The sequence below is a fragment of the Entomoplasma freundtii genome (genome assembly GCF_002804205.1).
GTDB lineage: Bacteria > Bacillota_I > Bacilli_A > Mycoplasmatales > Mycoplasmataceae > Williamsoniiplasma > Williamsoniiplasma freundtii.
In genome coordinates this window covers 332,282-356,033 of record NZ_CP024962.1, presented here as the reverse complement: position 1 = coordinate 356,033, position 23,752 = coordinate 332,282, and the positions used below count along the sequence as shown (strand labels likewise).

Below are 23,752 nucleotides of genomic sequence, written 5' to 3'. Positions count from 1 at the left end.
ATCTCCTTTAAGTTAATTTTACTTGACTCAATAACCTTTTTGGTTATTCTCTTTCGGAAAAATTATGAACTTACACTTTTAACAAAAAAAATTAAAAATGTTTTCATTTTGTATCTTAAAAATTCTGAATTAAAAAGTCCTTGAAAACACCACTCCGCCTAGAACTTTTCATAAAAAAAGCACTTTTTCACATTTCGCGTTTATTTTTTTTATAATTAAAAATGAATAATGTAGTTGTCAACGAAAGGAGAAAAGATGAAAAGAAACATAGTTTTCCTAAGTATGGCCTTTATATCATTAGCATGCTTTATCATCGCCGTCTTAGGATTTGGCTTTGAATCAACTAGCAAAGTGATCGATCTAGTTGATATCAAAAAAATTGAAGACGCTAAAAATGGTGTTGATGGAGCAAACATCGGAGTTGACACTTGATACCTTAAAACTTCTTATGGGTTAATGGTTTCAGGTTTGGCTTTAACTACAATTGCTATCTTGATGGGAACCATGATTACTTATTTCCAACCAACTAAAGTACGTCTAGTAAGAGGAATTGGAATGTGAGATCAAATCTTCATCACCTTCTTAGTTTTTGCTAGCGTTGCGATGATCTTGACCGGAGAAATGTACTTTATGACTCAATACCTTGACAAAGAAGGTGCTGGGGCTAAATTCTCTGATTTCTGAAAAGTTGGACCAATGGTCGGAATGATTATCTTTACTGTTCTTCCTTTATTCTTTATGATTGCGCCATTCTTCGTTAAAGATGAAGCAAAACGTAAAAAATCACACGCTTCAACCACTGGAACAAAATCAAGCAAAAAAGCAACTACTCACAAAAAACACCGTGCAAACCACAACCACACTACTACAACTGAAACATTAATTATTGCTTAACACCACGCTTAACTTAAAAAAACCACCTTGCGGTGGTTTTTTATTTCCGATAATTGGGAGCTTGTTTAAACATTCGTACATCATGGGTATGTGATTCTACCAACCCAGCATTGGTAATGCGCACAAACTGCGCCTTATTTCTTAAATCGGCAATTGTTGCATTACCGGTGTAACCCATTCCTGACCTTAAGCCACCGACAAGTTGAAAAATAACATCAACCACCGACCCTTTAGCGACAACGATTGATTCAATTCCTTCAGGGACCAATTTTTGGTCCTTTTTTTGGAAATATCGATCGCTCGAACCGCGATTCATGGCGGCAATCGAACCCATTCCAACATAGGTTTTGTAGGTTTGCCCATCAATATTAATTAATTCGCCTGGAGCTTCAATTGTTCCGGCCAACATATTGCCAAGCATGACAGCACTAGCGCCGGCTCCAAGTGCTTTGGCGACATCACCTGAATATTTAATTCCTCCGTCAGCAATATAAGGAATCCCGTTTTCTTGACAATATCTACCAACTTCTAACAAAGCGGAAATTTGGGGTACACCAACCCCTGCAATAACACGAGTGGTACAAATACTTCCCGGCCCAATGCCCACTTTGACCGCATTAGCTCCCGCAGTTACTAAGTCAACTGCAGCTTGAGCCGTAGCGATGTTCCCAGCGATCATTTCTAAATTTGGAAAGTGAAGGCGAAGGGTTTTAACTAACGAAATGACTTTCTCTGAATGTCCATGCGCCGAATCAACAACAATAAAATCAACGCCCGCTTCAACTAACCTGGCCACTCGTTGTAAAGTGAGGGTATCATCACCAGTTGAAACTGCTGCCCCAACAATATAAAGACCTTCTGAATTAATTAGGGCGGTGTCTAAGTTTTTCGGGATTTGTTTTTTAACCTTACTAATTTCCGCTACTTGTTCATTAATTGAAAAGTTTTTATGAATCACTCCTACACCACCTAATTGAGCCATCGCAATTGCCATTTTACTTGTGGTGACTGTATCCATGGCGGCTGACATAAAGGGAATTTTTAAAGTTATTTTAGGAGTTATTTTAGTTTCGAGATTAACTTCAAAAGGTAAGACACTTGATTTTTGTGGAATTAATAAAACATCATCAAAGGTGATACCATCCATCACAATTTTTTCCATTTTTTCTCCTTACTCCCATTCAATAGTACCTGGGGGTTTTGATGTTAAATCATAAGTCACCCGGTTAATTCCTGGTACTTCATTAATTATCCTTTGCGCGACATTGGCTAAAAAATTTCATGGTAGTTGACTCGCTTCTGCAGTCATAAAATCAATTGTTTTTACGCTTCGCAAAACACAAGCATAATCATAAGTCCGGTTATCTCCCATCACGCCAACGCTTTTCACTGGTAAAAGTACAACAAAGGCCTGTGAAGAATCACTAATTAAATTTTCCGAAGTTAACATTTCTCGAAAAATGGCGTCAGCCGCTTGTAGAATTGCTACCTTTTCTGGAGTAACCTCTTCTAAAACCCTAATTCCTAAGCCAGGTCCAGGAAAGGGGTGGCGATTTAATAAATTGGCAGTTAAACCGAGTTCTTTGCCAACTAAACGGACTTCATCTTTAAAAAGCATCTTTAAAGGCTCTAGAAGAGTAAAACCCAATTCCTTGGGTAAACCACCAACGTTATGATGCGATTTAATAACCTTAGCCGTTTTTCCAAGCCCAGCTGATTCAATTACATCGGGATAAATTGTGCCTTGAGCTAAAAACTTTACGTTGGGAATTTTTTGAGCTTCACGCTTGAAAACATCAATAAATTTTCGACCAATAATTTTACGTTTGGCCTCAGGATCTTTAATTCCTTTTAAAGCAGTAAAGAATTCCTCTTTAGCATCTATGTAATGCACATTTAAACCGAGTGGTTCATAATTATGCATTACTTCTTGGGCTTCATTTTGACGAAGTAAACCAGTATCCACAAATAAACAAACTAATTGGGAACCAATGGCTTTGTTAATTAATAAAGCAGCTACCGAAGAATCAACGCCACCACTAAGACCAAGAATTACTTTATCAGCGCCTACTTGCTCTTGGATTTTTTGTTTTTGGTAATCAATAAAATTGTTCATTGCTCAATCAGGTTCGGCCTTAACAATGTTGAAAAGGAAGTTTTTCAAAACTTGGGTTCCAAATTCTGTTTGGGTAACTTCTGGATGAAATTGTAAGCCAAATCATGGTTTTGATTTATGACCAATAGCCGCTACGGCTTCAGGGGAATGCGCTAAAACTTCAAAATCTGTTGGCAAAATAGTTAAATAATCGGCATGGGACATTCAAACATTAGACACTTGGGGCACTTGACTCATTAGTGGCGACTCACTAGGTGTCAAAAACAAACTCGCTAGTCCAAATTCTTGTTTTGAAGCGGTTTCAATTTTACCACCATTGAGTTGAGCCAATAATTGGAACCCATAACAAATACCCAAAATGGGTAAAGTACTTGAAAGAATCTCCGGATCCAATAAATAAGCTTCTGATGAGTAAACACTCGCTGGTCCGCCACTAAGAATCAAGCCTTTTACATTAGGATATTGGCTTTGGATTTCGTTTCATGTCAAATCATGACTAATAACTTCTGTATAGATGGCTTGCTCACGAATACGACGAGCAAGTAATTGGGTATATTGACTCCCATAATCAAGAATCAAAATCTGAGTTTGGTTCATATAGACTTCTTTCTATAAAAAAAGCATTTCAAACTATAACCGAAAAGTTAATAGTCCGAAATGCCAAAAAAGCAATTCGTCCTATAGCACAAGAGGAAAAACCTCTGTAGAAACATCGTCTCGATTAACGACTTATATAGCGAATGTTTAAAATATTTTCTTAACTATAACATAAAAGAGGGTTTTTGTTAACCCTCTTTTATTAAGCTTAATTATTGCAGAAGTCCTTTTACCAAATGGTACGTTTGTCAAGATCGTGTAGAAACTCCTTATGCATTTTTCTGAAACCCATTTTCATTTTTTTAGTTGCTCGACTTCTTCCTCACCCAAAACGATAATTCCACCAAGTGATTGCTTTAGGAATGGCCGAAAGGATAGCTAAAATTACTTGTCAAAGGAAATTCAAACAACGATAAAGTCAAACGTCAACTTTTGGAGTATTAATTCGTTTATAGTCAATCAATATTTTCTTGTCAACTGCTTCTAGCATTTCTTTTGTTTCAGTTAAGGCTCCATCCACAATTCGGTAACTCAAAAAACTACGCAAAATTCATTCATAGCTTTTTAAGAGGTGTTTGTCCTCGTGTAACGAAGTTCGGTAACGGGTTCCAAAAATCCGTTTTGCTTCAAAGGACCAATGAAGTAATGAACCTTTTCATAACATTGATAAAAAACTAAATATTGTCAAAATGAAGAAAAACAAAAAAAGTACTAATTCCCAAGTTTGATCGTTATTCGTCAAAAATGTTAAAAAGAGGGTCGCGACTAAAGAAACAAAAAACGTAATTGTCCAAAAGACAAATTGGTAGATAAGACGTTGGTTAGCTTCTTTAAAGAACGCTAAAAGGGAATCATGTTGCGACCTAGGTTCCAAAATTTTTTTAAAAGAAGTCATTTTAAACGTTGCTCCTTGCACTATCTTCTAGAAATTTTACTTTACTTTTAAATCTTTATCAAAATCAAGTTGTTTAGCAACATTTCGCGATTTCGTAGTTTTCTTACTAGTTTTGGAGGTGGCCTTAGAGATTTTTGGTTTAGTTAACACATCAGAAATATCAGTCAAGAGAGACGAAAGATCATCGGCATTAGTTATCGGCCTCTTAGCAACTTTAGTAGTTTTACTTGGCGTCTTTTTTACTCCCGAAGTAGTTTCTTTGTGTTTTGGTTCATCCATAATTGGCAAGGAAGGCGCTGGTTGGTCACCGTCAATACTTGTTTGAAGTTTTTGGTAAGCTCCATCAACTATTGGGGGCAAGACCAAGGCTTTTGGTTGGTTGGTTAGTTCGCTCAGTTTTGCTTCAGTCATCTTATAAATCGTCACTTGGTTTTGGTCATCAAGCAGAATTACTTGTTCATATTCTTTTAACGCAAAGCCTAATTTAATTGCTTCAGGGTTTTTCGGACGTTCTGGATAGAGACGTAACCCTTTTTTGGGACGAATAGCTGTCGGTAAAGCGGTGGCGGTAATTTTTTTAACTCGGTTTTGACTCGTGAAAAAGATAATTTCGTCAGTGGTATCTAAAGGGCATGCAAAAACTATGGTATCGTTTTTCAAATTAGCTGCTTTCACCCCTTTGGCTGCTGTTCCTTGAATGGGAATGTCCTCTACATCATAGGTCACTCCATAACCATTTTTGGTGCCGATTACTACGTTTCTGGTTTTTGAAGTTACTAAATCGACGCTTACTAATTCATCTTTAGGATCCATTTTAATTACTTTAAATGACTTCGTAAAAACTTTAGTCTCTAAATTGGAAATGGCCGTTCGTTTAATTTGGCCATTCATTGTGGCCAATAATAATTGTTGGGTTGCTTTAGCAAAATCATCAACTACGAACGCTCCAAGGATTTTTTCTGGACCACTAGTTGTTGCCAAAGTATTTAGATGCACTCCCAAATCTTTCCATTTGCTCATTGGTACTTTATAAAGTGGCACTGAATAATAACTTCCTTTATTAGTTACTAAGAGAAGGTTATCCAGGTTAGACACTCGTCCATAACTAATTCATAAGTCCATCGGTTTACGGCCAAAGGTATTGGGGTCATTCTTTTCAATTACACAAGCATCAATCGCCTTTAGATAACCATCACGCGAGACCCAAAGAGAAAATTTTCGTTCGACCAAGGTATCCTTGATTTGGACTTCTAAGCTCTCTTCAAACTCATGAATCGTTGTCCGACGAGGAGTCGGAAAATCACGCTTGACCTTCCGTAAACGGCTGGTCATTTCTTTATTCATTTCCAAAGGGTTTTTTAAAATACTTCTTAAATGCTTAAGTTCTTCTTCGAGCGCCTTTTCTTCTAGTTCTAGCTTAACAACATCCGTCGATGTTAACCGGTGAAGACGCATATCAACAATCGCGGTTGCTTGCAAAGTCGTGAAGTTAAAATGGGCATGAACTAAATTCTCAATGGCTAAAGCTCGGTTTTCCGAGTGCCGAATGATTTTAATGACATGGTCAATCACACTTACCATTTTGATAAGCCCACGGACAATTTCTAAACGTTTCTTAGCTTTTTTATAATCAAATTCCGACTTTCGAGTTAACACTTCCCGATAGTGATTAATGTAGGCATGTAAAATCGGTAAAAGCCCTAAAAGTTTTGGTTGCTTATCAACGATAACAACATTATTGTAGTTATAGCTTACGGAAAGAAGGGTATTTTTAAAAAGGAATTTTCGAACTACTTCTCCATTTGCTTTGGCATCTAATTCAATCACAATTCTTAAACCTTGGCGATCAGTTTCATCTCGCACATCCTCAATACCTAGACCGGGATTAGCATCGATAACATCACCAATTTTTTTCACCAAATCTTGTTTCACTACTTCATAAGGAATTTCATCAATCACAAGGTCATTACTTTCAAAATGTCAACGTGAATTTAATACCACTTTTCCTCTACCAGTTAGGAAAGCTTCACGAATACCATCGCGACCTTGAACAACTCCACCGGTCGGAAAATCTGGTCCTTGAACAATGTTTAAAATGGACTCAAGACGGGTTTTGGGGCTATCAATAACTTTAATGGTGGCATCGATTAGTTCGCCTAAATTGTGGGGAGGCATATTTGTAGCGTATCCAGCTGCAATTCCAGCGGCTCCATTTGCCAAAATATTTGGAAAATAAGAAGGTAAAACAGTCGGTTCTTGTTCACTATCATCAAAATTTGGAGCAAATTTGACTGTTTCTTTACCTAAATCCTCTAGCATCAAATTCGCGATTGAAGCTAAACGAACTTCGGTATAACGCATCGCTGCCGCACTATCACCATCAATTGAACCATTATTCCCTTGCATATCAACTAAGGGCAAACCAAGTTTTCAACTTTGACTCATGCGGACTAACGCTTCGTAGACAGAACTATCACCATGAGGGTGATATTTACCAATGACTTCTCCAACTACACGAGCGGATTTTTTGGGTGGTTTATCGGCTGTCAAACCCAAACTATCCATAGCATAAAGAATGCGGCGCTGCACTGGTTTTAAACCATCACGAACATCAGGAAGAGCCCGGTCTTGAATAATATATTTAGCATAGCGGCCAAAACGGTCCCCCATAATGTCTTCAACAAGGGATGTAATGATGCTAGGCTCTTCTGACCCAAAAAGCGAAGAGTTTGCTTCACTTGAGGTTGCTTTATTAGCTTTTTCCTTAGTCATTTAATTCCCTTTCTACTTCTACGATTGGTGTTTCTGGTTCAACATTCCGCAAGAATTCGACATCGTCATCTTCCATAGAAAATTTGACATTTTCATCAATCCAAAGTTTCCGTTTTTCAACATTTTCACCCATTAAGACTTTAAAGGCTTTTTCAGCAGCATATGCATCATCAATTTCCACCACAATTAGTTTTCGATGTTCAGGGTCCATTGTCGTTTCCCAAAGTTGGTGCGCATTCATTTCACCTAACCCTTTATAACGTTGGATATCATATTTTTTATTATTTTTCTTTAAAAAAGTCGTTAAATCGTTTTCATCCCATAAGTAATGAATTGTTTTGTCAGCCAAAGTGACTTTATAAAGTGGTGGTAATGCTAAATAGACTTTTTTAGCAACAATCAAATCTTTCATGTAACGATAAAAGAACGTTAATAAAAGTGTTTGGATGTGTGCTCCATCGGTGTCGGCATCTGTCATAATAATGATTTTGTCATAATTAGCATCTTTGACTTCAAAATCACTACCCACTCCAGCGCCAATCGCATTAATAATGGTGTTAATTTCCTCATTTTTTAAAAGGTCAGTAATCTTTGCTTTTTCCGAGTTAATTACCTTTCCACGAAGTGGCAAAATGGCTTGGAAAGTTCTATCTCTACCTGATTTAGCACTGCCTCCAGCTGAATCCCCTTCCACTAGATAAAGTTCATTGATGTTCCGGTTTCGGCCTTGAGCTGGTGTTAATTTCCCTAACATAGCCCGACTAGAACGACCCTTCATTTTTGTATCACGAACTGCCTGACGCGCTTTTCGTGCTTCTTCGCGTGCACGTCGAGCTAACATTGCTTTATCGATAATTCTCGTAGCTTGGACCTTATTTTCTTGTAATCAAAAAGTTAAGTTTTTATAAACTGCGTTTTCAACAGCTGTTTTTGCTTCAACTGTCCCCAATTTCCCTTTAGTTTGACCTTCATATTGAATTAAGTTTTCCGGAACTTTTACAGAAACAATGGCTGTTAGTCCTTCCCTAAGATCATTGGAATCTAACCGTGGGTCTTTGTCCTTAAGAATTTTCGAATTTTTTGCGTAGTCATTGATAGCCCTAGCTAAACCAGATTTAAAACCAGTAATCTGAGTTCCGCCATCAACAGTTTTGACGTTGTTTGCAAAACCAAGAATAGTTTCGTTGTAATCATCGGTATACTTCATTGCAATATCAACATCAATTCGTGAATTACTATCTTTAATAATAATCGTATCTGTTAAGGGCGTAAATTCTTCAGTTAATTCCTTAACAAATTCCTTTAAACCATCTTTAAAGTCGTATTCAATATGACGATCGTTATTCATATCGTCTAAAGTGATTTTTAAACCAGAATTTAATAAAGCTGATTCTTTTAAACGTTCTTTAATAGTCGAAAAGCTAAATTTCGGTGCATTAAAAATCGTGGCATCTGGGTGAAAATTGACCACGGTTCCAGTTTTGTTAGTGGTGCCGATCTCGTGTAACGGAGTTTTGACAGCGCCCCCATTATGAAAATTAATTTCATAAATTTTTTTATCTCGAAAAGATTTGACATTAAATTGTGAGGATAAAGCATTAACTACCGAAGACCCAACTCCATGAAGACCCCCAGCGGTTTTATAGCCACCACTTTCATTAAATTTACCCCCGGCATGCAAGATGGTAAAAATTACCTCAGGAGTACTTTTACCAGTTTTATGCATTCCTGTAGGGACGCCCCGCCCATTATCACTAACTGTAATTGAGCCATTCTTTTCCATTGTCACATTAATCTCGGTGGCATAACCTGCTAAAGCCTCATCAATGGAATTGTCAACAATTTCTCAAACTAAATGGTGAAGACCACGATTATCAGTTGAGCCAATATACATTCCTGGTCGTTTACGAACTGCCTCTAGACCCTCAAGTACCTGAATACTATCTTCATCATATTTATTAGCTTTTGAATTCGCCGCCATATTTAATTCCTTTCATAAACTTAATTGATAAATATCCTATTTTAATAATACCTTTCTTCAGGTGTTTCCACGGCTTTTCCAAGGTTTTAAAGTTTAAAATAATAGAAGCTAAATCAAGAAAAGATTTTTATTTTATCATCAAAGTAAGAATCAAAAAATATTTTTACTTACTTATTATAGCTTTTGGAATAAGTTATAAAGCAGCAAGAATTAGTTAACTTAATGTCTTTTTCACTTTGATCACTTTAATAATCACAGTGGATAGTAAAGCTAAAACTTAGTTTATTATTTTTGTCATAGTAGCAATGATAAAAAATAAGTTAGTAAACACCGCAATTCTTAATCTTTTAACATAAAAAATAATAAAAAAATAAAAATTTTTATGACAAAAAAATAATTATTTTTACAAGGTAAAAATTTCCGTTTCAAATCATAATTTACAAAAAAAAGTTCGTTTTTTTTGTTGAAAATTGGTTTTTGTTAGGTTATAAGGAAATTGACATAACGTACATTATGTTGACAATAAATTCAAAAATATGGAGGGAAAAAAGTTAAGGAAAAAAAGAAAATTATCAATAAAAAATTACCCATTTTAGAAAATAATTATCATTCTAATGTTTGCTGCCTTTTCTTTTTTAGAAGCTAATGACAACAAACTATTTCCTACAGAATTTATTAGCTAACATAGAAAAAGGAGCTTATCATGGAAAAATTAAATATTTTATTATCATGTAGCTATGGTTTTTCCACCTCATCATTAGTAAAAAAAATGGAAACCTATTGTCAAGAAAAAGGTTACCCTTTTACAGTGAACGCCTTGGCCGAAACAAATGCTCTCGAAAGCATCGATGATTACAACGTTGTTCTTATTGGCCCTCAAGTTCGCTATTTAAAACCAAAATTTGATAATGCAATTAAGGGAAAAATCCCCGTCTATGTAATGGATACCCGTTCATATGGACGCCTTCAGGTCGGCGAAATTGTTGAACAAATGCTTGATGATATGCGAGAAGAAGGTTATTATGAATAAACCATCTTGCTCGTTATTAGAAAGTAGTCTATTCATGGGTGGAGTAAAAGTTAAACTTGATGGTAAAACTTGTGCTCAATTTCCCAAACTTGACTTAGCAATTAGTTATTGCCAAAAAATGCTCGCAAAAGATAAAGAATTTTATAAAGTTATTGATTATGTTCGTAATGACGCTACTACCGAAAAAATAACTTTATTTGAAGACTAGAAAGTTTCGATGGCTATATTAGACTTTTTTAAATATCAATTTAAAGAAAGATATAACGCAGATCCCCACTTTGCCGATAATTTGACATTTCCATATAAGACGTTTGAAGTAAAGTATAACGCTATTTTAAAAGAACGTTATCCTTCAATCACTGACGAAATGAAACGGCAATTATGAGTTAATAAAAAAATCAAATTGGATATTAAAAATTTGGATGAAGTTACTGATGGGGTTAAAGATTTAATTGCCACCAATTTTGAGCATGTTGATTTAATAACTGAAAAAAATTCATCTTTGGTTAAATACTTAACTGAAAAGAAAACAGCCAAAATCTATAAAGTTAAAAAATTTTCTCCCACTCATTACCATTATTCAACCCTCGGTGACAAAGCTGTCTTGAGTGTAAAATTTGATATCAAACTTAATTTTTTCAAAACGCAGACAATTGTCAAATATAGCCAAGGCTTTTTGTCAGAAATGGCTTTTATGTATGTGACCTATGCAGAAACAAAGCAAATGGTCGATGCTAAACTACAATTTGACAAACAAGCTAAACAACTTGAATATAAGTTGAAGAAGTATTTCATGCTAGATAAAGACCAAAATAAAGAACAAGAAAAACCAAAAGAGAAAGAACAAAAATGCTTATCTGGACAATCTGTTTAGGAGCCTTAGTTCTTCTTCCTTGATTTATTTTATTAGGCATGCTAGCAATGAAATATGTATTTAATAAACCAGTTAACAAACAATGAAAAATATTTTTTATCAGTTTAGGAATTGCTTATGGAATACTGTTTATTATTGCAATATTTATTTTTATTTTTGGGCAAAAACTATTCGGATAAGTAGAAAGATTTAATGAAGAATTCTGATAAGAATTTGAATACTGCTTTGCGCACGCAAAATAAGAAACAAAAGTTTGCGAAGTTCAGAGAGAATTCAATGAATGGAATTATCAAGGTTGGCTCTAGTGTCGGTAATAATCGTTTTCTAGTGGCGATTCGTGATGCTTTTATGTTGCCATTTACCTTAACAACTGGAGCAGCGATTCCTTTAATCATGAGTAATGTGTTCTTCCACAAAAACTCCATGATTGCAGGGTTTATTAAAAGTGCTAAGGGTGATAAAGATTGAACCTCAGAAGGACTAGAATGAGTCCATAAGTTAATCGGATCACCATTAGAAAACGTTTTTTGAGCTGTAATGGCTGGTTTTGCCATTTATGTCGCTGTGGGAATGGGTTATTTCTTAGCGAAATCGTATGGGAAAGATGGAATTATTGCTGCTGCTTTGTCAGTAGCCGTCTTCTTTGCCATGAAACCTTTGGATGGAGTTAACCAAGTCGTTGTCGGTGGTGACAATGCTGGCGAAGTTTCGACCTTCGCCACTAACTTCTTAAGTACTAACGGGATGTTAATTGCCTTATTGGCAAGTATGCTCGCAACTTGGATGTATTGCAAGTTAATGGATGTCAAGTGGCTCGTGCCGAAGATGCCCGATGCGGTGCCCCCAATGGTGGCGAAGGCATTTGGAGCGATTTTCGTTTCAGCAATTGTGTTGACTTCCTTCTCATTCTTAAATAGTTTTTGGAATGTTTTAGCAACAGAGGTGGATATTCGTGGGGAAATTAGTGCCACAACTGATAATAATGGCGTAATTACTACTACTACTTATTCACGTCAATTAGCCACTTTATTTATTGCCTTAGAATTTGGTTTAGCAAAACCATTAATGGGGTTGAGTGGAAATGTTGGGGTAACAATCGTTATTTCCTTCTTAGTCGCTTTCTTTTGGTTCTTTGGAATCCACGGAACTAACATTTTAACACCAGTTACTGCCATTATTTGGGATGCAAATATCTTAAGAAATGCTGCCTACTGAGCTAAATGAAAAACTGGTGACTATGGAACTGATTACTGAACTGATGTTATTAATGTGAGTGGAGTTGATCAAGCTGGTTTAATGCCAATTCCTATGGCCGGATTAGGTTATATCGGTGGAACTGGTGCAACACTTGGGTTCTTAATTGGTTTATTAATTTTCACTAAGTCAAAAGTCCATAAAGACATTGCTAAATTGTCAATTGTCCCAGCTCTTTTTGGAATTAACGAACCAGTAAACTTTGGGGTCCCAATTGTTTTAAACCCAATCTACTTTATTCCTTATACATTTGGGTTTGTTCTAGTTTATACAATGGGTCATGTTTGAATTTTAATTCACTGAATTCGTCCTGGAGTAGTATGGACACCAACGATGCCATTTGGAATAAACATTTTATTTGCTACCGACTTTGATTGATGATCAATTCTCGTCTCGGTTGTGCAGTTGGCCCTTTCATTCTTAGTCTGATTACCATTTGTCTTTATTGGTCCAAAATACCAAGCCAAAGTCGAAGAAAAAGCTAGACTGAAAAAAGAAGAAGAAAAACAAGCACGTTTAGCTGAAAAAGCAGCGAAAGCAAAAGAATTAGAAAAACGCGAAGAAGTGTTAACCGAAGCTTAATCATAACTACGTTTAATATTAATAACCGTTTTTAAAAATAAACCAATATTTAATACTAAACAAAAGCAAGGAAAAGAGACAAAAGCTTACCCAAACCATTGTTTAGGTACCTTGACTCCTTTTCCTTGTTTCATAATCTGAAGTTATTTAATGCCAAGACGACGTTTATTAATTAACTTCAGGACAATAAAGAATATTTTATCAATTAGAAAAATGGCTCCTAAAATAACTAACTATTGATCTACTAATTTTTATTTTTTGAGTAAAACCTAATTTGATAAATAGAAAGATTTAATGAAGAATTCTGATAAGAATTTGAATACTGCTTTGCGCACGCAAAATAAGAAACAAAAGTTTGCGAAGTTCAGAGAGAATTCAATGAATGGAATTATCAAGGTTGGCTCTAGTGTCGGTAATAATCGTTTTCTAGTGGCGATTCGTGATGCTTTTATGTTGCCATTTACCTTAACAACTGGAGCAGCGATTCCTTTAATCATGAGTAATGTGTTCTTCCACAAAAACTCCATGATTGCAGGATTTATTAAAAGTGCTAAGGGTGATAAAGATTGAACCTCAGAAGGACTAGAATGAGTCCATAAGTTAATCGGATCACCATTAGAAAACGTTTTTTGAGCTGTAATGGCTGGTTTTGCCATTTATGTCGCTGTGGGAATGGGTTATTTCTTAGCGAAATCGTATGGGAAAGATGGAATTATTGCTGCAGCTTTGTCAGTAGCGGTCTTCTTTGCCATGAAACCTTTGGATGGAGTTAACCAAGTCGTTGTCGGTGGTGACAATGCTGGCGAAGTTTCGACCTTCGCCACTAACTTCTTAAGTACTAACGGGATGTTAATTGCCTTATTGGCAAGTATGCTCGCAACTTGGATGTATTGCAAGTTAATGGATGTCAAGTGGCTTGTGCCGAAGATGCCTGATGCGGTGCCCCCAATGGTGGCGAAGGCGTTTGGAGCGATTTTCGTTTCAGCAATTGTGTTAACTTCCTTCTCATTCTTAAATAGTTTTTGGAATGTTTTAGCAACAGAGGTGGATATTCGTGGGGAAATCAGTGCTACAACTGATAATAATGGCGTAATTACTACCACTACTTATTCACGTCAATTAGCCACTTTATTTATTGCCTTAGAATTTGGTTTAGCAAAACCATTAATGGGGTTGAGTGGAAATATTGGGGTGACAATCGTTATTTCCTTCTTAGTCGCTTTCTTTTGGTTCTTTGGAATCCACGGAACTAACATTTTAACACCAGTTACTGCAATTATTTGGGATGCGAATGTTTTAAGAAATACTGCTTACTGATCGCTATGAAAAACTGGGCGCTATGGAACTGATTACTGAAATGATGTTATTAATGTCAGTGGGGTTGATCAAGCAGGATTAATGCCAATTCCTATGGCCGGGTTAGGTTATGTTGGCGGCACCGGTGCAACACTAGGGTTCCTCATAGGTTTATTAATTTTTACTAAGTCAAAAGTCCATAAAGACATTGCTAAATTGTCAATTGTTCCGGGTGTTTTCGGTATTAATGAGCCGGTAAACTTTGGAGTACCAATTGTTTTAAACCCAGTTTACTTTATTCCCTATACATTTGGATTTGTTCTTACTTATACATTAGGTCATGTTTGAATCTTAATTCACTGAATTCGTCCTGGGGTGGTATGAACACCAACAATGCCTTATGGTTTAAACGTCCTCTTTGCTACTGATTTTGATTGGTGATCAATTCTTGTGTCGGTCATTCAGTTAGCTATTTCTTTCTTAGTTTGATTACCATTTGTCTTTATTGGACCAAAATACCAAGAAAAAGTTGAAGAAAAAGCCAGACTTAAAAAAGAAGTAGAAAAGCAAGCACGTTTAGCAGCCAAGGCAGCCAAAACTAAAGAGCAAGAAGTTTTAGCTCAAGCTTAATAATTAACATCGTAAAAAGAGCAATTTTATAAAAGGAAGATTAAATGAATGCAACTTGAATTGTGATTTTAAGTTTATTTGGTTTCATTATCTTAATCTTGGGTCTTAAAACTCTATCTACTTTTTTCAAAAAAAATGAAAAAAGTAATGCTGTAGTTGAAATCGAGACCAAGGAAGATAATCATGAAGATAATTTTATTAGTTTAGAAGCAATTATAAATACTAATAATCACTTACAAGAAACCGAAAACGCAAATATTGCCCAGTTAAATGACTACATTAGAAATAGACTCTTAGAATTAATTAATTCTCCAGAATATGTTTTTAATTTACATTTATTAGAAATGAACGATTATCTTAATGATTTGATTGAGAACAAATTATTAACTAATTCAGCTTCAATTTGAAATAAAAAATTTAATAATGAAATTATCAGGTTGCAGTTTAAAAATCAGGAATTGCAAAAAAAGAATAATGATCTTGGAACGTTACGTTTACAAAAAGAAACCGAGATATTAGATGGGTGAGAAAATGTCAAAAAAAATCATTAGTGATCAAGATATTTTTTTCCTTGAAAACATTTTTCACTCAAAAAAAGACATCTTTCAATTTGTCGCTAACCAAAATGACCCCAAAATTGCTCAAGTAATTTTAGAGAGTCTTATAGAGCGAGAAACAATCGATACAACTGGGTTTGGTAATGGAGTGGCAATTCCTCATGCTCGAATTAAAGGACTAGAGACCACAAGGCTTCTGATGATTCGGCTACAACAGGCGATGGATTGGCAATCATTAGATAATCAACCGGTGAATTTAATATTTTGTATTTTAGTGCCCGAAAATACAGCTGATGAACATGTCCAAATCCTTGGTAACCTTGCGAACTTTCTTATGGACCCCAGCGCGTTAACTTTACTAAAAAACTCGGACAAAAAAACTGACATTATTAATTTGTTAACTACTGAGCCAAGAGCCCAAAAAGAAGACTTAGTTATCAATAAACCTTATTATTTAGCCGTCTCCGCTTGTACTTTTGGTTTAGCCCATACCTATTTGGTTGAAGAACAGCTAAAGCAATATGCTCAAAATCATGATTTCCAAATCAAAGTGGAAACTCATGGCAATAAGGGTGATTTAAACATTATTACCCCAGAAGATTTAGAGCAAGCTAAAGGGGTCATTTTAGCAGTTGATAAAAGTTTGGATTTAACGCATATAAAACATAAAAATGTTGTGCGGGTACGGACAACTGATGTTATGAAGAATCCCGACCAAGTGTTTGAGCAATTAAAATCGCAAAGAGTCGAAAATAAATACCTTGCTTTTTTAAGGTTAGATTTATTCAAACATTTAAATTCAGCTTCAAGTAGTACCTTTAATATTTACTTTATCTTAGGTGCTTTAGTTGGGATTTCACTCTATATTACTAGTTTTCCTGCAACAAAAAACAATGTCTTCTTTAATACTTTTATTGATGGAGCCCAATACCTTGGCGTCCTTGCAACCTCATTTCTGCTTGCCTTATTTGTACATAAGGTTTACCCTAAAAACCATGTTTTTACCTTCACTATTTTTGCTATCTCCGCAAGTTTAACTGAATATAACTATGTTGTTAAGGACCATGGTAGTTATGGTTTATTAGGTTTGGTTGGAAGCTTCATCATTGTTATTTCCTTAATGAAGGGTTTCTCCTCTCTCAATAGAATGTTTTTCTTCAAAAAAGAAAAACATTCTTGAGTACGCGAAAACTTTTATTATGGTTTTAAATTCCTTATTAATCTTGCGATTCCCTTAATTTTATTCACTTTTCTTTTTTATAACTATACGAGTTTAGCCACTCTTAATGCCGATTTTTATAAAGGTATTATTAAAGTCAATGAATATTGGTGATTTAGATGAATAATTGCCTTTGCCTTTATTTTAGGAATGGCTTGAGATTCAGGAGGCTTCATTAATAAGTGAAGCTTGATGATCTCTGGTTTCTTCTTTTATGATTCCTTTGCTTTTGATGCTCATCAAATTTGAATGACCCCAATCACTGCGACAGCAATGGGAATTATTATTCCTTGTGCCGCCGTTTGGGTCCGTGGTATGTTGAGTTGAAAATATCTTGAGACCACGGAACAAGAAGCTACCAAAGAAGCCGGGATAGCGGTCATGCGTTCAATTTCAGAAGGCTTTCTCTACTTTCGGAAGAAATATGGCTGACGAACCTTATTAGCCCATATTTTAACTTCACTAGTTGTTGGCGCAGCAATTGGGTTTACCAACCTCCAATTCTTTGGCGGAATGAACAATCTCTTTAGTTTATTATTTAGCTTTTCAATGGATGATTATTTTATCGTGCCAAATGCCATGTACTTGATTATTTTGTTAGGTGGTTCTTTCGTGGGAGGAGCAATCCATACACTTTGTTATTTACCAAATAAGAGGATAGAAAATGAAAAAATGAAAAATTCACTTTATTCCGCAAACGCACTGGGATAAAGAATGATACTTTACAAAAGATGTTTCTGACATTTTTTTAATTGATAACATTGATAAAATTTATGATATTTACAAAAGAGATAGCCAAGAGTTTGACAAATTTATTTATGATGGTCAATATTCGGTTGTCGATGACTATTTGCGTTATTTCCCAGAAAACAAAGCGAAAGTTGAAGAATTGGTACAAGCCAATAAATTGGTTTTAGGGCCTTGGTATACCCAAACAGATACGTTTAACGCTACAGGAGAATCAATTGTCCGCAACCTTTTGGTAGGAACTAAATCAACGGAAAAACTGGGTGGCGATACTATGCATGTTGGTTATATTCCTGATTCATTTGGGTTTAATGCTAACTTGCCACAAATCCTCAAAAAAGCGAACCTTAAAGGACTTGTTCATTGACGTGGTATTTACCAAAAACAAATTGAAAAAGGTGTTTTTAACCAATGAACTGGTATTGATGGAACGACAATTCCAATTTATAACTTGTTTAAACATGGTTATGGAATTGGTGTTGGTCCGTCGCTTGAACGTTTTGTCGAAAAATGGACATTGGAAGACATGGCAGAACAAGCCAAAATTTATTTAGAAAATGCTGCGAAACACGTTTTACCTTTGTTAGAAGAAGTGTCAAAAAATACCGGGGGCTTAATTTTAATGCCATTTGGGAGTGACCAATTACCAATTTATGATGGTTTAGCTCAATGAATGGTGGAATTAAATAAAATCGATCCGGAGCATGAATGAGTCCTTTCAGACTATGACACCTTTATGGATGATTTATTTACTCGTACGCAAATGCAAGGCCTAGGTAATATTGAAGGAGAATTACGTTTTGGGCAATTCTCAAGAACTCATAAAACCATTACTTCAAGTCGTTATGACATTAAATATTTAGGTAAAAAACTTGAGTATCTAATTTATCACGAAACCGAACCATTAGGGATTATGTTTGAAAAGTACGGAGGCAATTATCCGGCTGAAATTATTGAATATAATTTAAAAAGATTATTAGAATCGCAAGCTCACGATAGTGCAGGAGCCTGTAATACCGATGAAACCAACAATACAATTGTCGAGAGGTTAAATGCAGCGATTGCCGCTTTAGAAAGTTTAAATACTTTAATGAAGCGCCGCATTACCGAAGCTCATGGCTTACAAAAAAATGAGTTAGCGGTCTTTAATTTAAAACCTTATGCAAAAAATATTGAAGATGAGATAGCTATCTTTACGAGAAAACCATCATTTAAAATTCTGGATAATGATAAAGAAGTAATGGTTAACGTCCGAGACCAAAAACATATCAATATTGAAGAATTCAAGATGTATGAAAATGCCCATCGTCAAGACTACAACTTTGATGAAAAAGGGCAATTTTGAACAACCATTAATGCTGATTTTGGGATGATTGAACCTTTATCATTTAAAGTTTTTAAAATTGAAGAGCAAGCTAGTCCATGACCATTGATTGTTGCCAAAGAAGATTGAACAATTGAAAATGATGATTATGCTTTAGTAGCCAATCCAGAAACAGGTCATATTAATTTATTAATTAAAGAAAATGACCAGTTGGTTGAGGATGCTTTTGTTTTAGAAAGTCAATTTGATGCCGGTGATTCTTATGATTTTTCACCATCAAAAATCTATCCTGGCGTTACTTCAACCTTTGTTAAATTAACAGCTGAAAAAGCAGTTTCGAATGGGGAACAAACTTTAAACTTATTCTACAAATTTAAAGTGGCTAAAGAGTTAGATTCCAAAGAAGAAATTAACCAAGATTTGAAATTACGAATCATTTTAAATAAAAAAACAATTAAGTTTACACTTGATCTTGATAACCAAGCTAAAGATATTAAGTGAAAAATGAATTGTAAAACCGGGTTAAAAGCCACTACATCATTTGGTGATACTTCATTTGGAGTGATTGAACGACCCCTAAATTTAACTGAACAAATGGCTGTTTGAGAAACCGAAAAATGACATGATTGCCCTATCGAAATTGAAGCAATGGAAAGTGTTTGTTATTTAAAAGATCATGAGTTAGCTTATGCTTTAACTACACTGGGCAATAACGAATACCAAATCTTAAATGACAACATTATTTCGTTAACTTTATTCCGTGGTTACTCAACAATTGGTCGTCGTGGTTTAGCTTATCGTCCAGGGCGTAGCTCTGGTATTGACCATTATCCTCACGCTACGCCAGAAGCGAACCTCAATAAACCGCTTTCTATCGAATTTAATGTCTTGATTAACCAACTCGATAATTTGGTTCGGATAGCAAAAGATAAAGCATCACCTGCGGTTTATTACCAAAAACAAGATATTAATCCATTCCACTGAAAAGGGGATACCTTCGTGATGGCTAAAAAACCTTTGTCAAAAGGACAAAAATTTAGTCATGACTTAAACTTACCAGAAAATATTGTCGTAAGCGCCTTTAAAAAAGCCTATGACAAAAACGGATATGTAATTAGAATGTATAACCCAACATTTGAAAATGTTGCTTTCTTAATGCCAAATGAGTTTAAAGAAATGGACTTGATGGAAAACCAAATTGCTCCCCAAACAAGTTTTGGAGCTAATGAAGTACGTACATTCTGAGTAGAAAATGTGTAAAAATGGAAGCAAAAAAATTAGAAGAAATTTCTTTTGGAATCGTCTCGCAAGCTGGGGATTCATTTAGTTATTCAATGGAAGCAATTGGCTTAATTAGAAAAAATGACTTTGCCAAAGCCGAAGCCAAACTAAAATTAGCCGAAGATGTCTTACTAGAAGCTCATAAAACTCATAGCGAACTTTTATTTGATTTTGCCCAAGGCAAAGGGATTGAAACAAATATTCTATTAGTTCATGCGCAAGATCATTTAACTAAGGCAGAATTAATGGTTATTTTCACTCGTGAGAATATGGAGATGAAAAAAGAGATTTTGAATCTTCACCAAACGATTTAAAGTATTTTTCCCATAAAATAATAATAAAAATTTTAAAACCTGTGAAATTTTTTTCACAGGTTTTAAAATACATAAAATTGTTAACTTTGATTATGTTTTATTAAATCTTCAAAAATTTCTTCGGTTCAGGTTCATGCCAAATGAGTATAACTAGCGTGATTTTTTTGATTATAAATATTACAATCATCAAAAATGTCAATCAAATTGTCTATAAAAATTTGGGTACTTGTATCTAAAAAAATAGTTGAGTTTAGTTGCTCAAAATAATCGAGAATTATAGGAATTGTAAAATAGTTGCCTTTTATTTTGTCCTTAAATTCCGGATATTCATCAGGGTTAAAAGGATACAAATAACTTAACTTTTCTAAATGTTCTTCCAAAGAATTTAGATTAACAAAAAACAATATACTTCAGGGCAAATAAATATATTTGTCTTTTTTTATAAAGCAAAAATAAAAAGGTTTGATTATTTTATTTTTTAAGGAAGTTCAAATATCTTCGAAAGCTTGGCTATTTATAAAACTATTAAAGTTATTTTGGGAATAAATAAAATTTTTTTTATCCTCTAATCATTTTTGTATTCTTTCAACTTCATTCATTTTCAGTATTACTTTAGTATTATTAAGAAGTTCCTTATATAGGCAATAAAAATTATTCGCTAATATTTCGGGTTTGCTTGTTGAAGTTTCCGAACTTATTTCTTTAAAATTCAAATTATCTACAAATCTATAATTTTTATACTTAAAATGATTTATCAAATTAGACTCATAAGGATTTCTTTTACCAATTTGTGAAGAATATTCTATTTCATTTTCCAAATCAAATATGTAATCAAAAATTTTCTGAATATAACTTTCAGTAGATTTGTTTAGACAATCTATTTGTTTCGAATTTATCGTTGTTACAAAAAAGACATTTTGTTCTTTTATTTCAAAGAAAATTATTTTTAGAACTGTTAAAAGTTTTAAAATATTTTCTTCAGAACATCGGTCCAAATCATCAAAACCAATAAGGAAATTATATTCTGAAAAATTTTTAAAAAGTTTCCTTAAATAATTTATAAGAGAAGTTATTCCTTTGAAAAAAGAAAAATTATCATTAATATTTAATATATTTTTCACTCCTTTAGACAATGTTAAATTTGCACATGAAAAACCGAAGTTCAGTGATCACGAAAGTTTTTCCATTTCATCAACTAATTTTTTAGTCCATTTTTTAATTTTCCCTTTCTGCTTCTTGTCAACCTCCACTACTTGATCAAGGATATTTTGAATAATATCTTTTACAACAACTAAAAAAAAGTTATTATCAATAACTTCGTATTTTCATAGTTTTATCAAAAGTGTAATAGTTTTTTTATTTTGAAGTTCCAGACATTTTTTTGATACTGTTTTTTCTACATTTTCAAGAAAAACCGTTTTTCCACTTCCTCAGCATCCATTGATAGCAACATTATTTTTATAATTAGGAAGTATAAAGAACTCAACTTCTTTTGCTCTGTTAAAATAACCTATTATATCGCTTGAAAATAATTGGGTCAGTTTTGAATATTTCATAGAATTACCTTTAAAGAAAAGTTATTTATTATTTTTTCTAATAATTGCTTTTACTTTGGTTGTTACTAAATCGACAGCCCGATCGTTACCTTCATAATAAGGAACAATAATATCAGCTAAATCCATACTTGGTGCTACAAAGGCATCATGCATTGGTTTAACTGTGTTTAAATATTGGGCAATAACACTTTCTGTTGATCTTCCGCGGTCATAAATATCGCGTTCTAAACGGCGGATAAAACGAACATCATCTTCAGTCTTAATAAAGACCTTTAAATCGGCCATATCCCGAATTTCTTTAATGTGTAAAGCCAACAGACCATCTAAAATAACAACATCAGCGGGTTCGACTTTTTTGGTTTCTTTTGAGCGTGAGTGAGTCTTGAAATCATAAACAGGCACATCAATTGATTCCCGGTTTTTAAGTTGCGTTAAATGTTTGCTTAATAAGTCAATATCAAGACTATGGGGATGATCATAGTTAATTTTTTGCCGTTCGGCAAAACTCAAATCGGCAAAGTTTTTATAATAGTTATCCATTGAAAGATGGGTTACAGGTTTATTTTTTAAATCATGGGCAATTTTACGTGCCACAGTACTTTTTCCCGAAGCCGTTCCTCCAGCAATAATAATAAAAAAGACAGGTTTCTTTTCAGTCATAAGGTTCCTTTTTATAAATTATACAAATTTTTAACCTTGGATAAAGAGGCTAAACAAAAGTTAAATGGAAAATTATTTTCTTGTTAAGAAAATAATTTTCCATTTAGTAAGTTTAAACATTTTGAATTTACAAAAAGCGGTTTGGTTAGTTTTTATTGGTTTAACATTATAATTATTACTTTTAATTCTTCTTACCAAAGCCAACGGGCTTTCTAAACAAACCAAACGTTTCCATGAGTTTGCAACTCTAAATATCAAAACTATGCCATCCGGCATAGTTTTGATATTTTTAAACACTCACAAAGTTAATAACAAAGTTGTATTGATAAAAAAGGTGTGCGTAATTCTCACCATCTTGGGTTTTCGTCTTGAAGTCTAGATTTACAAGAAAGACTAGTGAAGGCGAAGGCTCTTGGAACTTTTCAACTCAAAGATCTCCATGCATATAATAGACATTCCCGGGTTGGTATGGAAGCGTAAAAGGTTTATCGATATGTATCTCACGAGGGAGCGATACTCATTCGACTTCTGATTTCACTGTGCTCTCCACAATTTTGCCATCTTTCGGGCGGGCACTAATTTGATAATCTTTTATTCCATCACTAAAGCGCAGACGTTTTCCTTGCCAACTACCATCAACAGGAATATCTATGCGCACATAGTTTTCGCCATCTTCACCTTTTCATGATCAAAGACTTAATGGTTTTGCTGGATCAATATGTTTTGCCTCCCAATTAACACCCTCGATATCACCATTAGGCTTTGAGAGATAAGATAAAGACAATTCATAAGGTTCTAAAAAATTATTATCCGAAAACAAGTCATCAGCCTTATAAACTGAAAGGTTGTCTTCCACAACTTCTCCGTCAGCTGTAACAGAATAATTAATAGCATAGCTATATAACTCAATCAATTCAGGGTTGGTTTTGTTATAAACAGCTGGATTAATTTCGACAAAAACATTATTTAGTTTAATGTCCTTTGCAAACAACACCTTTTTCATTTTTTCAGCCGATTTCTTTGGTAAGGCAATTGGGGCTCCTTCATCATGAAGCAGGTGACCTTTAAATTCGGCAATTGAAAAATCTGTTTCTTTAAGTCCTGCTAGTTTCTTCACTACGTTTCGGTATGCTCTTTTAAATTCTTGAGGATTATTTGAAGCGTTTCTAAAGT

General features: G+C 34.4%; 18 protein-coding genes. 10 read left to right on the top strand and 8 right to left on the bottom strand.

Annotated elements, in window-relative coordinates:
* The first annotated feature begins 255 nt into the window (after window positions 1-255).
* The gene (locus EFREU_RS01555) at window positions 256-894 is read left to right on the top strand and encodes a hypothetical protein (RefSeq protein WP_100609278.1); all 639 of its coding nucleotides are present in this window, start codon (window positions 256-258) and stop codon (window positions 892-894) included.
* A 40-nt stretch (window positions 895-934) separates the two neighbouring features.
* Here EFREU_RS01555 and guaB read toward each other — a convergent pair whose 3' ends face one another.
* The 5 genes from guaB to parE form a co-directional block, all read right to left on the bottom strand.
* Window positions 935-2,056, bottom strand: a complete 1,122-nt coding sequence (gene guaB, locus EFREU_RS01550) for an IMP dehydrogenase (RefSeq protein ID WP_100609277.1) — start codon at window positions 2,054-2,056, stop codon at window positions 935-937.
* Window positions 2,057-2,065: 9 nt separating this feature from the next.
* The gene (guaA, locus tag EFREU_RS01545; RefSeq protein WP_100609276.1) at window positions 2,066-3,607 is read right to left on the bottom strand and encodes a glutamine-hydrolyzing GMP synthase; all 1,542 of its coding nucleotides are present in this window, start codon (window positions 3,605-3,607) and stop codon (window positions 2,066-2,068) included.
* Between the two features lie 229 nt (window positions 3,608-3,836).
* Complete coding sequence (locus EFREU_RS01540) at window positions 3,837-4,502, bottom strand: hypothetical protein (RefSeq protein WP_100609275.1); 666 nt, start codon at window positions 4,500-4,502, stop codon at window positions 3,837-3,839.
* Between the two features lie 36 nt (window positions 4,503-4,538).
* Window positions 4,539-7,274, bottom strand: a complete 2,736-nt coding sequence (gene parC, locus EFREU_RS01535) for a DNA topoisomerase IV subunit A (protein WP_100609274.1) — start codon at window positions 7,272-7,274, stop codon at window positions 4,539-4,541.
* On the bottom strand, window positions 7,267-9,255 hold the full coding sequence (gene parE, locus EFREU_RS01530) for a DNA topoisomerase IV subunit B (protein WP_100609273.1): 1,989 nt from the start codon (window positions 9,253-9,255) through the stop codon (window positions 7,267-7,269). The genes parC and parE overlap by 8 nt, the downstream gene beginning before the upstream one ends.
* Before the next feature lie 703 nt (window positions 9,256-9,958).
* Between parE and EFREU_RS01525 the strand changes: the two genes are divergently transcribed.
* From EFREU_RS01525 to EFREU_RS01480, 9 genes are all read left to right on the top strand, one after another.
* On the top strand, window positions 9,959-10,285 hold the full coding sequence (locus EFREU_RS01525; RefSeq protein WP_100609272.1) for a PTS sugar transporter subunit IIB: 327 nt from the start codon (window positions 9,959-9,961) through the stop codon (window positions 10,283-10,285).
* Complete coding sequence (locus tag EFREU_RS01520) at window positions 10,278-10,493, top strand: hypothetical protein (RefSeq protein WP_100609271.1); 216 nt, start codon at window positions 10,278-10,280, stop codon at window positions 10,491-10,493. Before EFREU_RS01525 ends, EFREU_RS01520 begins: the two co-directional genes overlap by 8 nt.
* A 9-nt stretch (window positions 10,494-10,502) precedes the next feature.
* Complete coding sequence (locus tag EFREU_RS01515; protein ID WP_100609270.1) at window positions 10,503-11,159, top strand: hypothetical protein; 657 nt, start codon at window positions 10,503-10,505, stop codon at window positions 11,157-11,159.
* Window positions 11,160-11,351: 192 nt separating this feature from the next.
* Window positions 11,352-12,995, top strand: coding sequence for a PTS transporter subunit EIIC (locus EFREU_RS01505; RefSeq protein ID WP_100609268.1), 1,644 nt, complete (start codon window positions 11,352-11,354; stop codon window positions 12,993-12,995).
* 294 nt (window positions 12,996-13,289) lie between these two features.
* A complete protein-coding gene (locus EFREU_RS01500; RefSeq protein ID WP_100609267.1) occupies window positions 13,290-14,921 on the top strand; it encodes a PTS sugar transporter subunit IIC in 1,632 nt (543 codons plus the stop codon).
* 44 nt (window positions 14,922-14,965) lie between these two features.
* Window positions 14,966-15,472, top strand: a complete 507-nt coding sequence (locus EFREU_RS01495) for a hypothetical protein (RefSeq protein ID WP_100609266.1) — start codon at window positions 14,966-14,968, stop codon at window positions 15,470-15,472.
* Entirely contained in the window at window positions 15,453-17,408 is a 1,956-nt protein-coding gene (locus EFREU_RS01490; RefSeq protein ID WP_166666726.1) for a fructose PTS transporter subunit IIB, read from the top strand. Before EFREU_RS01495 ends, EFREU_RS01490 begins: the two co-directional genes overlap by 20 nt.
* Window positions 17,362-20,028 carry a glycoside hydrolase family 38 N-terminal domain-containing protein gene (locus tag EFREU_RS01485; RefSeq protein WP_100609264.1) on the top strand — a complete coding sequence of 889 codons (2,667 nt, stop codon included), beginning with the start codon at window positions 17,362-17,364 and terminating at the stop codon, window positions 20,026-20,028. Before EFREU_RS01490 ends, EFREU_RS01485 begins: the two co-directional genes overlap by 47 nt.
* A gap of 2 nt (window positions 20,029-20,030) precedes the next feature.
* Window positions 20,031-20,363 (top strand): PTS lactose/cellobiose transporter subunit IIA, encoded by a 333-nt coding sequence (locus EFREU_RS01480; protein WP_100609263.1) that lies wholly within the window; start codon window positions 20,031-20,033, stop codon window positions 20,361-20,363.
* 80 nt (window positions 20,364-20,443) lie between these two features.
* Here EFREU_RS01480 and EFREU_RS01475 read toward each other — a convergent pair whose 3' ends face one another.
* The 3 genes from EFREU_RS01475 to EFREU_RS01465 all read right to left on the bottom strand — a co-directional run bounded on the left by EFREU_RS01475 (window position 20,444) and on the right by EFREU_RS01465 (window position 23,696).
* Complete coding sequence (locus tag EFREU_RS01475; protein ID WP_100609262.1) at window positions 20,444-21,919, bottom strand: P-loop NTPase fold protein; 1,476 nt, start codon at window positions 21,917-21,919, stop codon at window positions 20,444-20,446.
* A 21-nt stretch (window positions 21,920-21,940) separates the two neighbouring features.
* Complete coding sequence (gene udk / locus EFREU_RS01470; RefSeq protein WP_100609261.1) at window positions 21,941-22,579, bottom strand: uridine kinase; 639 nt, start codon at window positions 22,577-22,579, stop codon at window positions 21,941-21,943.
* A 289-nt stretch (window positions 22,580-22,868) separates the two neighbouring features.
* A complete protein-coding gene (locus EFREU_RS01465) occupies window positions 22,869-23,696 on the bottom strand; it encodes a hypothetical protein (protein ID WP_100609260.1) in 828 nt (275 codons plus the stop codon).
* Window positions 23,697-23,752: the final 56 nt, after the last annotated feature.